Source organism: Psychroserpens sp. NJDZ02, from assembly GCF_004843725.1.
Lineage (GTDB): Bacteria > Bacteroidota > Bacteroidia > Flavobacteriales > Flavobacteriaceae > Olleya.
The window spans coordinates 521,803-539,449 of the sequence record NZ_CP039451.1 but is presented as its reverse complement, the minus strand read 5'-3'; the positions used below and the strand labels follow the sequence as shown (position 1 = coordinate 539,449).

The 17,647-nt window shown below is 36.0% G+C and carries 3 protein-coding genes; all 3 read left to right on the top strand.

The genetic code is table 11. From position 1 onward, the window contains the following. The first annotated feature begins 264 nt into the window (after nt 1-264). The 3 genes from E9099_RS02445 to E9099_RS02435 all read left to right on the top strand — a co-directional run bounded on the left by E9099_RS02445 (nt 265) and on the right by E9099_RS02435 (nt 17,564). Nucleotides 265-14,631, top strand: a complete 14,367-nt coding sequence (locus E9099_RS02445) for a gliding motility-associated C-terminal domain-containing protein (protein WP_136582148.1) — start codon at nt 265-267, stop codon at nt 14,629-14,631. Between the two features lie 67 nt (nt 14,632-14,698). Continuing rightward, nucleotides 14,699-15,631: a type IX secretion system membrane protein PorP/SprF gene (locus E9099_RS02440; protein ID WP_136582147.1), complete on the top strand. Its 933-nt coding sequence runs from the start codon at nt 14,699-14,701 to the stop codon at nt 15,629-15,631. A 19-nt stretch (nt 15,632-15,650) separates the two neighbouring features. Further along, entirely contained in the window at nt 15,651-17,564 is a 1,914-nt protein-coding gene (locus E9099_RS02435; RefSeq protein WP_136582146.1) for an OmpA family protein, read from the top strand. Nucleotides 17,565-17,647: the final 83 nt, after the last annotated feature.

Genomic DNA, 17,647 nt, shown 5'->3' with positions numbered 1-17,647 from the left:
AATATTTATTGTAAAAATTTTTTCATTTGAAAGCAAATTTTTAGTTTTTTTCGTAGAGTTAAATGTGGCATTTGTCACTAGTAATGAGACATTCAAGAATTAAAATTAAAGCTTCGCATCTATGATCTTGTTTGTGCAAAATATTAAGCCTTTTAAGTTAACCACTTGTTCTCCAATGTTTTTTATTATCAGACATTAGGTAATACTCTGTGATTAACCTTTATTAAATGTTTTTTTAAGTTATTGAATAATAATATTATCATTATGAATAGTAAGATTACCATTTCAAATTTTGTAAGTATAAAAAGAGTTTTTATGCTCTTGTTTTTGTTTGTTTTTAGTTTTAGTGCATTAGCTCAGTTTGATACCGAGTTTTATATGGCACCTGTCTTAGATCCTATTGGAAATAGTAATAATGGTCCCACATTTCTAATAATAACAACACCTTATGCTTCAAGTGACGTTACTGTTTCTAAGTCAGACGGAACTATATTGTATCAAGGGGTGGCTACTAATATTGCGCCCATTAAAATTCAATTAACAGGAGATGTTTTGGATGAAGGTGATACTAGTAATTATAATACGGTAGAAAGTGATAAAGGTATAATTATTACCGCAACACAACCTGTACAGGCTGTACATACAAATGATTCTGCTAATAATAAGTCGTTTATAACGTTGAAAGGGACAAATGCATTAGGGCTAGAGTTTTATGCAGGGTCTCAAACTCAAGTTTTGAATGCTGATTATAGTGATGATGATAGGCATTTTATATCTGTAATGGCAACAGAGGATAATACTGACGTGACTATTACAATGCCTACAGGGTTATTTTTGGCAGATAATGCTGGAGCTAGTACCATTAATTCTGTAACGTTTAGATTAAATAAGTATGAAACTTATGTTGTAAAGAACGCTGATGAAACGAATCTTACAAATAATATTACTGGGGCCCATATTTCATCAAATGAAAATATAGCAGTTACTTTAGGAGCACAACATATACGTCAGAGTTTTGCTACGCATAATGCTGCAGATGCGGGTATCGATCAAATTATACCAGTTAGTCTTTTAGATACAGAATATATTTTACCAAGAGGGCAAAGTACAAATGATTATACGATTCTAGTCGCAGCGACGGCGAATACAACTTATGAGATTTATGATGGAACAGAACCTGTTGTTACAGGAACTTTAGCTCTTGCGGGAGACTATATAAATTATTCTATAGTTTCTGAAAATGTTTATGTGAAATTTTCGGAACCATCATATTTATATCACGTAACTGGTTTAGATACAGATGAATTTGGAATGGCTGTGGTACCATCTATAATTTGTAGAGGAAGTCAGGATATTAATTTTTTGAACTTTGTTGGTTCTAATAATAGTGTTGTTGTTGTTTTGGAAAGTTCGGGTCAAGCTAATTTTACTTTTAATGGGGATAGTATAACTGATTTAGGCATTACAACATATCCAGTGACAGGTAGTCCAGCAGGCTCTAATTGGGTGACATTTACAATTCCAAATGCGAATGTTTTAGCAACACTTAATAATGCATCGTCACCAGGGTCATATTTTCACTTAGGTCTTTTAGTTGGTTCTCCTACAAATTCGGGGACAGCAGGGTTTTTATCTGGTTTTTCAAAAGTAGTGTCATTATTAGAACCTGAATTAGGTTTGCAATCAAATGGATATACTGTTATAGATGAAGATTGTGTAAATAGAGGTGAAACTCAAATAATACCAATAGTTATTAGTGCATCTTGTGGAGATGTTATCATAGATAGTGTAACAACTAATGAGTCTGCTAATGGTAGTACAGTTACATCTAGTAGTAATGGGCAAAATGTAGATGGTGATTACCAATTCAATTTAAGTTATACATCACCTTTAAATTCTTCATTTACAACAGATACAATTACAATAACGTATCATTCGGAAATGGACGGATCTACCCTTTCAACAGGTGTGGCCGAGTTAATTATTGAGTTAGAAGAAGGTGAAGATGGGGATAATATAGCATCATGTAATGATTTGGATGATGATAATGATGGTATTTTGGATATAGATGAAAGTAATGGTAATAATCCTGATGGAGATGAAGATGGAGATGGTATACTTAACTATGAAGATACAACAGATGATAATGGAGCAGGAGGAGATGGAAGTGTTACGAATTATATAGATTCAAATTCAGATGGTATTCCAGATGTATATGATACAGATGGTGATGGTATACCAAATCATTTAGATTTGGATAGTGATAACGATGGTTGTTTTGATGCTTTAGAAGGTGGTGATGCTATTGTTATAGGGCAAGTAAACTCAAATGGTGAGCTTAATGGTGCGGTTGACCCTTTAACAGGGGTACCTAATAATGTTGATACAACTAACGGTCAAACTACTGGGAATTCTCAGGATGCTTCAGCTTTTGATACTAATGGACAATGTGATAGTGATGGAGATGGGGTTATTGATAATTTAGATGTTTGTCCAGGCTATGATGATAGAGCAGATAATGATAATGATAATGTTCCTGATGCTTGTGATCTAGATGACGACAATGATGGTATTTTAGATACAAACGAACAAAATATAATAACATGTACTAATTTAGAATCTCCTTCTTTTGGAGCTGCTCAAGGTCCAAATAATTATTTAGGTTCAGATATTAATAATCCAACAGTAGGGGATTCATTTTTATATAACAATGTTTACACAGGTGTCGATGCTATCGTAACAGTAGTTTCTTCAAATGATAATAGTATAGTTGTTTTAGATGTTACAACAACTGGCTTGGATTCTTTTTTTCAACCACAAATTGATCATGCGTCAGCTACAAGTTTTACGGAATTTAAAATTGATTTTGTTGTTTCAGGTACCACAACACCTGCGCCAGTTTCTACATATATTTTAACGACTATTGATAATGATGTCTTTGAATTTGTAACATATGCTGATGGTTTTACTTCAGATGTCTATGTCGATTCTCCTACAAATGAAAATCTTTATGTTGGAAAACCTGCAAATGCAAATGGATTTAGTGTAGGGTATGTAAGTGATGGTACTTTTATTGCGGGAGTAGCAGTTACTTCTCCTCAGTATCAAGTTGCTGCGTCATATTCTTTAGTATCTTCTGTTAGTTTTAGGTTTGGGGATACTTCTTCTAATACGTCTAACCACTCATTGGCTATAGAGCCTTGTGTACCAGACGATAATTGGGTTGCTACTCCTGTATTTTATGAAAACATTGATACAGATGGTGACGGTATTCCAAACGCTTTAGATAATGATAGTGATGGAGATGGATGTCCAGATGCTATTGAAGGTGGTGGAACATTAAATAGTACAAATGTTGATGCTAACGGTCAATTAACAGGAACTGTAGATTCTACTACGGGTGTACCTAGTGATGTAGATGAAAATGCAGGTCAAACTGTAGGGGATTCGGCAAATGATTTAGTTCAAAGTTTTGAATGTAATCCTATAGATACAGATGGAGATGGAGTGTTCGATAATGTGGATATTGATGATGATAACGATGGTATCTTGGATACTGTAGAGTCAGGTGGAGTAGATCCAACTGGTGACGCAGATTCAGATGGCGTATTTAATTATCAGGACGGAGACTTTTGTACATTAAATGCTAATGGTGTATGTGCAAATTTAGACCCAGATAATGATGGTGTTCCAAATCATTTAGATTTAGATGCTGATGGTGATGGTATTCCAGATAATAATGAAGCACAATCAACTTTAGGATATATTGCACCTTTAGACTCTAATGGAGATGGTATTCCAGATGCAACTGTGAATGGTTTACCGGTATCTTATAATTTCAACAATGAAGAGCTTGGTTTATTGCCAGTCAATACAGACACAGTTGATAATGCTGATTATTTAGATTTAGATTCAGATAACCAAGGAGCCAATGATACAGTAGAAGCGGGTCTAACATTAGCTAATACAGATACAGATGGAGACGGTCTTGATGACGCAATTGATACTACGAATGCATTAGTTGGAGGTTTACCGGACTATAGTGATCCAAACGGTACAATAAATGATACTGCTCTTTTACCAGATTCTGATAATGATTTAAATTCAGGTGGAAATGTAGATTTTAGAGATAAATCGACTCCTACTGATGCTGATGGTGATGGTGTTTTAAATCCGGATGATTTAGATGACGATAATGACGGTATTACTGACATACAAGAAGGTTATCAATTTAATCCAAGTACTGTATCTAATCCAGGTGCTTGTACAGGAAACGAGTATGCTTTTAGTAATGCAACTTATATTACCGGTACAGGTGGTGGTGCAGGAAATGTTAATGCTCAATATAGATTTACTAATGTTTCTACAGGACTAGATGCTATAGTAACAATCACATCCAAAGATACTGGTGTTACATTAGTTAATATTAATAATACAACATTTGGTGTTTCTAGCGCTTTTCAACCTAGAATAAGATATGCTGCCAATGCTAATGGAGAGAGAAAAATTACATTTAATGTAAGATTTGTAACTTCAGGAACTACAACATCTGTTATAGTGCCTCAAGTAGGTGGATTTTTTCAAGATGTTGACGGAGAAAATTTTGATAGAGAATTTTACAGAGTAAATGAGGTTGTAGGGTATTCTTTAGCTAATCCTACAAATATATTAGCGACAACAATTATTGATCCAGCTTTAGGACCAGAAGTAATTCAGTTTACTGCCGATGGTACAGGCTCTATAGTAAATGGAACGGACCCTATAAATTTAGCAAATACACATAGAGTATTTTTCCAAAAACAAGATACAGCGCAATTAAATTTTACAATTGGAGTCGTTAAAAATAGAAATCAAATTATTGATAGATATTATTCTTTATTGTTTGACGAGTGTGAATTAAGTACTTTTCCTGACCCAGCAACTGTGCTTATTACAGAAAATGCACCTGATACAGATGGTGATGGTACTCCTGATTATTTAGATTCAGATAGTGATGGTGATGGTTGTAATGATTCAGACGAGGCATATGCTAATCAAAATGCTGATTCAGATAATAATGGAACTTACGGAACTGGAACTATAACTTCAGCTGATGTAGATACAAATGGATTAGTGATTGCAGCCGGAATTACAGGAAATACATATACTACAACTCCACAAACTTTAGCGGGTAGTTTTACCTTTTTACAAGGAATAACAACTTCAATAGATACCGTTCCAACGGATCAAGATGGTTCTGTTGGTGGTACTGCAACTTTTACAGCGACTGCTTCTGCTACTATTGTAGCAACAACGCCAGTAACAACTGCAAGTACAAATCTTAATTACCAATGGCAATTGAGTACTGATGGAGGTACAACTTTTACTAATATTTCTGGAGCATCGGGAACAACAACTTCAGGAACTGAAATAAGTTATACAACACCAGCATTGGCATTAGCAGATGATGGAAATGTATATAATGTAGTGTTTACTAATGAAGCAAATATTTGTCAAGAAGAAGCTTCAGCTGATTTAAAGATATTAACAGGAATAACCGGAACAGTTGACATCACAGATACTTCAGTACCAGGCGACACATTAGATGTTGTCATTACAGATAATGATTTAAATACAGATTCAGCAGTTATCGAAACTATTATAGTTACAGTGGTTAGTGATAATGGAGAAACTGAAAATGTTACGTTAACAGAGACTGGAGTAGATACTGGTGTGTTCGAAGGAACAGTAAATACGACTTCTGGCGCAGTAGCCGGAACAGATAATGACGGAACATTCAATACGCAAACAGGTGATGAGTTAACAGTAACTTATAATGATGTTTTAACTGCAACAGGAGGAACAGCAAGTCCAACAGATACTGATGATGTTGTAGGAGGTGTAACCGGAACAGTTGACATCACAGATACTTCAGTACCAGGCGACACATTAGATGTTGTCGTTACAGATAATGATTTAAATACAGATTCAGCAGTTATCGAAACTATTATAGTTACAGTGGTTAGTGATAATGGAGAAACTGAAAATGTTACGTTAACAGAGACTGGAGTAGATACTGGTGTGTTCGAAGGAACAGTAAATACGACTTCTGGCGCAGTAGCCGGAACAGATAATGACGGAACATTCAATACGCAAACAGGTGATGAGTTAACAGTAACTTATAATGATGTTTTAACTGCAACAGGAGGAACAGCAAGTCCAACAGATACTGATGATGTTGTAGGAGGTGTAACTGGAACAGTTGATATTACAGATACTTCAGTACCAGGCGACACATTAGATGTTGTTGTAACAGATAATGATTTAAATTTAGATTCAGCAGTTATCGAAACTATTATAGTTACAGTGGTTAGTGATAATGGAGAAACTGAAAATGTTACGTTAACGGAAACAGGAGCTGATACAGGTGTATTTGAAGGAACAGTAAATACGACTTCTGGCGCGGTAGCCGGAACAGATAATGACGGAACATTCAACACGCAAGCAGGTGATGAGTTAACAGTAACTTATAATGACGCTTTAACTGCAACAGGAGGAACAGCAAGTCCAACAGATACTGATGATGTTGTAGGAGGTGTAACCGGAACAGTAGATATCACGGATACTTCAGTACCAGGTGATACTTTAGATGTTGTTGTAACAGATAATGATTTAAATGCAGATTCAGCAGTTATCGAAACTATTGTCGTTACAGTGGTTAGTGATAATGGAGAAACAGAAATAATTACATTAACAGAAACCGGAGCTGATACAGGTGTGTTTGAAGGAACAGTAAATACGACTTCTGGTGCAGTAGCCGGAACAGATAATGACGGCACATTCAATACGCAAACAGGTGATGAATTAACAGTAACTTATAATGATGCTTTAACTGCAACAGGAGGAACAGCAAATCCAACAGATCTTGATACAGTTGTAGGAGGTGTAACCGGAACAGTTGAAATTACAGAGACTTCAACACCAGGAGAAACATTAGATGTTGTTGTAACGGATAATGATTTAAATGCAGATCCAGCAGCAATCGAAACTATTGATGTGGTTGTTGTAAATGAGGATACAGGAGAAACAGAAACAATTACCTTAACAGAAACAGGAGTAGATACTGGTGTATTCGAAGGAACGGTTGATACTGTTTTTGGAACAACAGCAGGAACAGATGAAGATGGAACATTCAACACACAGCCAGGAGACGAAGTAACTGTAACTTACGATGATGTATTAGATGCTAACGGAGTTGATCCAATGGCAATAACAGATACTGATGATGTTGTAGGAGGCGTAACCGGAACAGTTGAAATTACAGAGACTTCAACACCAGGAGATACCTTAGATGTTGTTGTAACGGATAATGATTTAAATACAGATCCAGCAGCAATCGAAACTATTGATGTGGTTGTTGTAAATGAGGATACAGGAGAAACAGAAACCATTACATTAACAGAAACAGGAGTAGATACTGGTGTATTCGAAGGAACAGTTGATACTGTTTTTGGAACAACAGCAGGAACGGATGAAGATGGAACATTCAAGACACAGCCAGGAGACGAAGTAACTGTAACTTACGATGATGTATTAGATGCTAATGGAGCAGATCCAATAGCAGTAACTGATACTGATGACGTTGTAGGAGGTATAACCGGAACAGTTGAAATTACAGAAACTTCAACACCAGGAGAAACATTAGATGTTGTTGTAACAGATAATGATTTAAATACAGATCCAGTAGCAGTTGAAACTATTGATGTGGTTGTTGTAAATGAGGATACAGGAGAAACAGAAACAATTACATTAACAGAAACCGGAGCTGACACTGGTGTATTCGAAGGAACAGTTGATACTGTTTTTGGAACAACAGCAGGGACAGATGAAGATGGAACATTCAATACACAGCCAGGAGACGAAGTAACTGTAACTTACGATGATGTATTAGATGCTAATGGAGCAGATCCAATAGCAGTAACTGATACTGATGATGTTGTAGGAGGAGAAACAGGAACAGTTGAAATTACAGAAACTTCAACACCAGGAGAAACATTAGATGTTGTTGTAACAGATAATGATTTAAATACAGATCCAGCAGCAGTTGAAACTATTGATGTGGTTGTTGTAAATGAGGATACAGGAGAAACAGAAACAATTACCTTAACAGAAACCGGAGCTGACACTGGTGTATTCGAAGGAACAGTTGATACTGTTTTTGGAACAACAGCAGGGACAGATGAAGATGGAACATTTAATACTCAAGCAGGAGACGAAGTAACTGTAACTTACGATGATGTATTAGATGCTAATGGAGCAGATCCAATAGCAGTAACAGATACTGATGATGTTTTAGGAGGCGTAACAGGAACAGTTGAAATCACAGAAACTTCAACACCAGGAGAAACATTAGATGTTGTTGTAACGGATAATGATTTAAATACAGATCCAGCAGCAATCGAAACTATTGATGTGGTTGTTGTAAATGAGGATACAGGAGAAACAGAAACAATTACATTAACAGAAACCGGAGCTGATACTGGTGTATTCGAAGGAACAGTTGATACTGTTTTTGGAACAACAGCAGGAACGGATGAAGATGGAACATTCAATACACAGCCAGGAGACGAAGTAACTGTAACTTACGATGATGTATTAGATGCTAATGGAGCAGATCCAATAGCAGTAACTGATACTGATGATGTTGTAGGAGGAGAAACAGGAACAGTTGAAATTACAGAGACTTCAACGCCAGGAGAAACATTAGATGTTGTTGTAACGGATAATGATTTAAATACAGATCCAGCAGCAATCGAAACTATTGATGTGGTTGTTGTAAATGAGGATACAGGAGAAACAGAAACAATTACCTTAACAGAAACAGGAGTAGATACTGGTGTATTCGAAGGAACGGTTGATACTGTTTTTGGAACAACAGCAGGAACAGATGAAGATGGAACATTCAACACACAACCAGGAGACGAAGTAACTGTAACTTACGATGATGTATTAGATGCTAATGGAGCAGATCCAATAGCAGTAACAGATACTGATGATGTTGTAGGAGGTGTAGATGGAACAGTTGAAATTACAGAAACTTCAACACCAGGAGAAACCTTAGATGTTGTTGTAACAGATAATGATTTAAATACAGATCCAGCAACAATCGAAACTATTGATGTGGTTGTTGTAAATGAGGATACAGGAGAAACAGAAACAATTACCTTAACAGAAACAGGAGCTGACACTGGTGTATTCGAAGGAACAGTTGATACTGTTTTTGGAACAACAGCAGGAACAGATGAAGATGGAACATTTAATACTCAAGCAGGAGACGAAGTAACTGTAACTTACGATGATGTATTAGATGCTAATGGAGCAGATCCAGTAGCAGTAACAGATACTGATGACGTTGTAGGCGGTGTAACCGGAACAGTTGAAATTACAGAGACTTCAACACCAGGAGAAACATTAGATGTTGTTGTATCGGATAATGATTTAAATACAGATCCAGCAGCAATCGAAAGTATTGATGTGGTTGTTGTAAATGAGGATACAGGAGAAACAGAAACAATTACATTAACAGAAACAGGAGCTGACACTGGTGTATTCGAAGGAACAGTTGATACTGTTTTTGGAACAACACCAGGAACAGATGAAGATGGAATATTTAATACTCAAGCAGGAGACGAAGTAACTGTAACTTACGATGATGTATTAGATGCTAATGGAGCAGATCCAATACCAGTAACAGATACTGATGATGTTGTAGGAGGAGAAACAGGAACAGTTGAAATCACAGAAACTTCAACACCAGGAGAAACATTAGATGTTGTTGTAACTGATAATGATTTAAATACAGATCCAGCAGCAATCGAAACTATTGATGTGGTTGTTGTAAATGAGGATACAGGAGAAACAGAAACAATTACCTTAACAGAAACAGGAGCTGACACTGGTGTATTCGAAGGAACAGTTGATACTGTTTTTGGAACAACAGCAGGAACAGATGAAGATGGAACATTTAATACTCAAGCAGGAGACGAAGTAACTGTAACTTACGATGATGTATTAGATGCTAATGGAGCAGATCCAGTAGCAGTAACAGATACTGATGACGTTGTAGGCGGTGTAACCGGAACAGTTGAAATTACAGAGACTTCAACACCAGGAGAAACATTAGATGTTGTTGTATCGGATAATGATTTAAATACAGATCCAGCAGCAATCGAAAGTATTGATGTGGTTGTTGTAAATGAGGATACAGGAGAAACAGAAACAATTACATTAACAGAAACCGGAGCTGACACTGGTGTATTCGAAGGAACAGTTGATACTGTTTTTGGAACAACACCAGGAACAGATGAAGATGGAATATTTAATACTCAAGCAGGAGACGAAGTAACTGTAACTTACGATGATGTATTAGATGCTAATGGAGCAGATCCAATACCAGTAACAGATACTGATGATGTTGTAGGAGGAGAAACAGGAACAGTTGAAATCACAGAAACTTCAACACCAGGAGAAACATTAGATGTTGTTGTAACTGATAATGATTTAAATACAGATCCAGCAGCAATCGAAACTATTGATGTGGTTGTTGTAAATGAGGATACAGGAGAAACAGAAACAATTACCTTAACAGAAACCGGAGCTGACACTGGTGTATTCGAAGGAACAGTTGATACTGTATTTGGAACAACAGCAGGAACAGATGAAGATGGAACATTCAATACTCAAGCAGGAGATGAAGTAACTGTAACTTACGATGATGTACTAGATGCTAATGGAGCTGATCCAATAGCAGTAACAGATACTGATGATGTTGTAGGAGGTGTAACAGGAACAGTAGATATCACTGATACTTCGGTATCGGGAGATACCTTAGATATTGTTGTAACAGATAATGATTTAAACACAGATCCAGCGGTTATAGAAACTATTGATGTGATTGTTGTAAATGATATTACACTAGAAACTGAAACAGTTACATTAACAGAAACAGGTGCAGATACAGGTGTATTCGAAGGAACAGTTGATACTGTATTTGGAACAACAGCAGGAACAGATGAAGATGGAATTTTTAATACACAACTAGGTGACGAAGTAACTGTAACTTACGATGATGTATTAGATGCCAATGGAGCTGATCCAATAGCGGTAACAGATACTGATATTGTTGGAGATACAGATTCAGATGGCGATGGAGTTTTAGATTCTATAGAAATAGCGAATAGTACAGATCCAAATGATGAATGTGATTATAACATTGTAGATATTACAGAAGATATTACAGCAGTAACAGATTGTGATAATGATGGCTTAACAGATGAAGAAGAAATCACAGGAGTTGATGATCCAATAACAACAGATACACCAAACGGTATCGTTACAGATCCAACAAATCCAGATTCAGATGGTGACGGTGTATTAGATGGTACAGAAGGTACAAACAATACGGATCCAAATAATGAATGTGATTATAATGTTGCAGATATTACAGTTGAGATTACGGCAGTAACAGATTGTGATAATGATGGTTTAACAGATGAGGAGGAAATCACAGGGGTTGATGATCCAATAACAACGGATACACCAAACGGTAACGTTACAGATCCAACAAATCCAGATTCAGATGGTGACGGTGTATTAGATGGTACAGAAGGAACAAACAATACAGATCCAAATAATGAATGTGACTATAATGTTCCAGATATTACAGTTGAGATTACAGCAGTAACAGATTGTGATAATGATGGATTATTAGATGTTGAAGAAATTACAGGAGTAGATGATCCTGCAACACCAGCAGATCCAGCAGGAAACACAACAGATCCAACAGATCCTGATACAGACGGAGACGGAGTAACAGATGGACAAGAAGCATTAGATGGAACAGATCCAAATGACTCATGTGATTATGTAGTCGGAAGTATTACATTACCAATAGATTCAGGAGCAGATTGTGATAATGATGGATTAACGGATGCAGAGGAAATTACAGGAGTAGATGATCCTGCAACACCAGCAGATCCAGCAGGAAACACAACAGATCCAACGGATGCTGATACAGACGGAGACGGAGTAACAGATGGACAAGAAGCATTAGATGGAACAGATCCAAATGATTCATGTGATTATGTAGTCGGAAGTATTACATTACCAATAGATTCAGGAGCAGATTGTGATAATGATGGATTAACGGATGCAGAGGAAATTACAGGAGTAGATGATCCTGCAACACCAGCAGATCCAGCAGGAAACACAACAGATCCAACGGATGCTGATACAGACGGAGACGGAGTAACAGATGGACAAGAAGCATTAGATGGAACAGATCCAAATGATTCATGTGATTATGTAGTCGGAAGTATTACATTACCAATAGATTCAGGAGCAGATTGTGATAATGATGGATTAACGGATGCAGAGGAAATTACAGGAGTAGATGATCCTGCAACACCAGCAGATCCAGCAGGAAACACAACAGATCCAACAGATCCTGATACAGACGGAGATGGAGTAACAGATGGACAAGAAGCATTAGATGGAACAGATCCAAATGATTCATGTGATTATGTAATCGGAAGTATTACATTACCAATAGATTCAGGAGCAGATTGTGATAATGATGGATTAACGGATGCAGAGGAAATTACAGGAGTAGATGATCCTGCAACACCAGCAGATCCAGCAGGAAACACAACAGATCCAACGGATGCTGATACAGACGGAGATGGAGTAACAGATGGACAAGAAGCAGTAGATGGAACAGATCCAAATGATTCATGTGATTATGTAATCGGAAGTATTACATTACCAATAGATTCAGGAGCAGATTGTGATAATGATGGATTAACGGATGCAGAGGAAATTACAGGAGTAGATGATCCTGCAACACCAGTAGATCCAGCAGGAAACACAACAGATCCAACAGATCCTGATACAGACGGAGACGGAGTAACAGATGGACAAGAAGCACTAGATGGAACAGATCCAAATGATTCATGTGATTATGTAGTCGGAAGTATTACATTACCAATAGATTCAGGAGCAGATTGTGATAATGATGGATTAACAGATGCAGAGGAAATTACAGGAGTAGATGATCCTGCAACACCAGCAGATCCAGCAGGAAACACAACAGATCCAACAGACCCTGACACAGACGGAGACGGAGTAACAGATGGACAAGAAGCACTAGATGGAACAGATCCAAATGATTCATGTGATTATGTAATCGGAAGTATTACATTACCAATAGATTCAGGAGCAGATTGTGATAATGATGGATTATTAGATGTTGAAGAAATCACAGGAGTAGATGATCCTGCAACACCAGCAGATCCTGCAGGAAACACAACAGATCCAACAGATCCTGATACAGACGGAGACGGAGTAACAGATGGACAAGAAGCATTAGATGGAACAGATCCAAATGATTCATGTGATTATGTAATCGGAAGTATTACATTACCAATAGATTCAGGAGCAGATTGTGATAATGATGGATTAACGGATGCAGAGGAAATTACAGGAGTAGATGATCCTGCAACACCAGCAGATCCAGCAGGAAACACAACAGATCCAACAGATCCTGATACAGACGGAGATGGAGTAACAGATGGACAAGAAGCATTAGATGGAACAGATCCAAATGATGCATGTGATTTTGTTGTCGCAAGCATGACATTACCTCAAGATGCTTTGTTCTTAGCAGGTGATTGCGATGGGGACGGAGTAACAAACGGACAAGAGATTCTAGAGGGAACTGATCCTCTTAATATTTGTGATTACACAATAGGAAGTCAAGACTTGACTATGGTTTCTCCGACTTGGGAAGCTTTAGATTGCGATGGTGATGGTGTAATTAATGGAACGGAATTAGAGGATAATACGGATCCATTAAATCCATGTGAATTTTTAATAGCAAGCACTACTGTTCCTCAATCTATGGAGTGGTTAGCAGGAGATTGTGATTCTGATAATGTGCCTAACGGCGAAGAATTTCCTTTAGGAGATACGGATGGAGATGGTACAGCTAACTGGTTAGATATGGATGATGATAATGATGGTGTTGATACTATTAATGAAGATTATGCTGATACAGATGTGTCAGATGGAGATGTTGATCCAACAGGAGATAACGACCCAACGAATGATGATACAGATGGAGATGGTATCCCTGATTATTTAGATGTGGATGATGATAATGACGGAGTTTTAACTCTTGATGAGTACCCAGATCCTAATAATAATGGTATTGGGTTTGGTGATGATGCTGTAGATAGTGATGGTGATGGTTTACCAGATTATTTAGATGTTAATAATGCAGCACCTTCAGAAGATGATCTTGAAATGTTTAATGCAGTTACACCTAACGGAGATGGAGATAATGATGTGTTTGTAATTAGAAATATAGAGTTGTATCCAGAAAACACTGTTAAGGTTTATAACAGATGGGGAGTAGTCGTTTATGAAACATCAAGTTATGGATCAAATGGGAACTATTTTGATGGTAGATCTAACGGAAGGGTTAATGTTAAAGAAGGAGAATTATTACCAGTAGGAACATACTTTTATATAGTAGAATACACTAAAGAAGGTGATACTAAATCAAGAGCAGGATATTTATATATTCAACGTTAATCATTTTAAAAAAAAGAGGTAGTTTTAAACTGCCTCTTATAAAAAATAAATTCATACCCTATTTATAATGAAAAATAGAATTTTAATTTTAGTAACTGTAATTAGTGCCTTTTGTATGGTAGATGTATCTGCACAGCAAGATGCGCAATACACGCAGTACATGTACAATACGCTTAGTATTAATCCAGCATATGCTGGTGCTAGAGATGGCTTAAGTGCATTAGTGTTATATCGTACACAATGGGTGGGCTTAGACGGAGCACCTGATACAGGAACATTTAATATTCATTCGCCTATAGGAGACGAAGAAAAAATTGGTCTTGGACTTTCTGTTGTTAATGACAGGATAGGACCAACTCAAGAAACTTTTTTAGATGTTTCCTTTTCTTATTCAATTGACACTTCAGATGAAGGTAAATTGTCTTTAGGGATAAATGCTGGAGGAAGTCTAATGGATATAAAATATTCAGAATTAAATCAGTATAATAATGGAGATCCGTTATTCGCTAACGATATAGATAATAAGTTTTCACCTCAATTTGGAGCTGGTATTTATTATAGAAGTGCTGATACATGGTATTTAGGGCTTTCAGTTCCTAATATGCTTGAAACAAAGTATTTGGATAAAGGATCATTATCAGAAGCATCAGAGAGAATGAATTTCTATCTAATGGGAGGATATGTGTTTGATGTCAATAGAGATTTAAAACTGAAGCCAGCTTTTCTAGCGAAAGCAGTTTCTGGAGCACCTTTACAGGCAGATTTAACAGTTAATGCATTATATAAAGATAAATTTACTGTTGGTTTAGCATACCGTTGGTCAGCAGCTGTAAGTGGACTTTTAGGATATCAGGTATCTGATAGTGTTATGTTAGGGTTTGGTTACGATAGAGAGGTTACGGATTTAGGGTTAACTAAATTTGATTCAGGTTCTTTTGAAGTCTTTTTAAGATTTGAACCAAGAGATGTAACTAAAATTTTATCACCAAGATTCTTTTAATATTTTGATACTATAGACTATGAAAAATAAATATATATTTTCTACCTTAATCATTGCACTAACGTTTACATTTTCATTTGGACAAAATGATGGTATTTCTAGAGGTGTGGATAAAAAGTATGATAAATTGTCTTACGTAGCGACAACAAAAGAATTGTTGAAACTAGTAGAGAAAGGAAATAAAACACCTGAGGTTTATAAAAAGCTTGCTAACTCTTACTATTTTAATTCTAAGATGGAAGATGCAGCTAAGTGGTATGGAGAGTTATTGATGTTAGATGCAGTTGTAGAATATGAGTACTATTATAGATATGCAATGAGCTTAAAAGCAATTGGTGACTATGAGAATGCTAATGTTAATATGAAAAAATTTGCAACTTATAAACCAGAAGATTCTAGAGCAATTTTATTTTCTAAATCACCAAATTATTTAGAAGCTATTGAAGCGCTTTCAGGTGATTTTGAATTAGAAAATTTAGATTTAAATTCACGTTTTTCAGATTTTGGAACTTCTTTTTATAAAGATGGGATCGTATTTGCATCTTCTAGGGGTGATGGTGAATTATATAAATGGAACGAACAGCCATTTTTAGATTTATATTTTAAAAGTGACGACTCTGTTACTGTAGTTCCTTTTTCGGAAAATTTGAATACTAAATTTCATGAGTCTTCGACTTCTTTTACACAGGATGGAAACACAGTCTATTTTACAAGAAATAACTACTTTAAAGGGAAGGTTAGAAAAAGTGGAGAGAAAGTTAATGGATTAAAAATTTTTAAAGCAGAATTTGTAAATGGTGCATGGAAAAAGATGGTTAGCATGCCATTTAATAATGACGATTATAATGTGGCACATCCAGCATTAAGTTTAGATGAAACTAAATTATATTTTGCAAGTGATATGCCAGGAACTCATGGTAAATCTGATATTTATTACGTCGATATTTTAGAAGATGGTGCTTATGGAGAACCTGTTAACCTAGGCGATGCTATTAATACAGAGGGAAGAGAAAATTTTCCATATATCAGTAACAATGGTACATTATATTTTTCTTCAGACGGACAACAAGGTCTTGGAGGTTTAGATATTTTTATGACTAAACTGGATGACCCAAATCAAGAGATTACTAATTTAGGTAAACCAATTAATAGTTCTAGGGATGATTTTGAATTTATTATTGACGAATTTTCTAACATTGGATACTTAACGTCAAATAGATATAATGGTAAAGGGGATGATGATATTTATAAGTTTACTAGAACTTTTTGTACGCAATTAGTCTCAGGAACTACTTTAAATAAAAAGACAAATGCTATTATACCTTACGCAAGTGTGGTGGTTATAAATCAAAAAGGTGTAGAAGTACAAAACTTGACTTCAGATCAAAACGGAGCATTTAACTATGAAGGTCCATGCAACAAACAGAAGTATAGTATTATAGCATCTAAAGATGGTTATATTCAAGCAGATCAAACGTTTTTAGTTAATCCTAAGAAGAAAGGAGATGTTGTTTTAACGCTTAAGTTAACACCAGAAACTTCACAACCTGCAGAAGTTGGTATGGATTTAGTAGAGGTCTTAAACTTAAATCCGATATATTTTGACTTTGATAAATCTAACATTAGACCTGATGCAGAATTAGAATTAAAGAAAGTAATTGATTATATGATAAAATACCCTTCAGTAAGGACTGACGTACAGTCACATACAGATTCTAGAGCATCAGACGATTATAACTGGGCTTTATCTAACAGAAGAAACGTATCAACTAAACAATATATAATCCAAAAAGGGAACATTGCTGCTGATAGATTAGAGGGTAAAGGATATGGAGAGACTATGTTAGTAAATAGCTGTAGTAACGATGTTAAATGTACCGAAGAAGAGCATGATTTAAATAGAAGAAGTAATTTTATTATTATTTCTAGATAAGATCACAAGTTTTAGATTAACAAAAAGCATCTCTATTTTTAGAGATGCTTTTTTTATTAAAATAAACTAAAAACAAAATATTC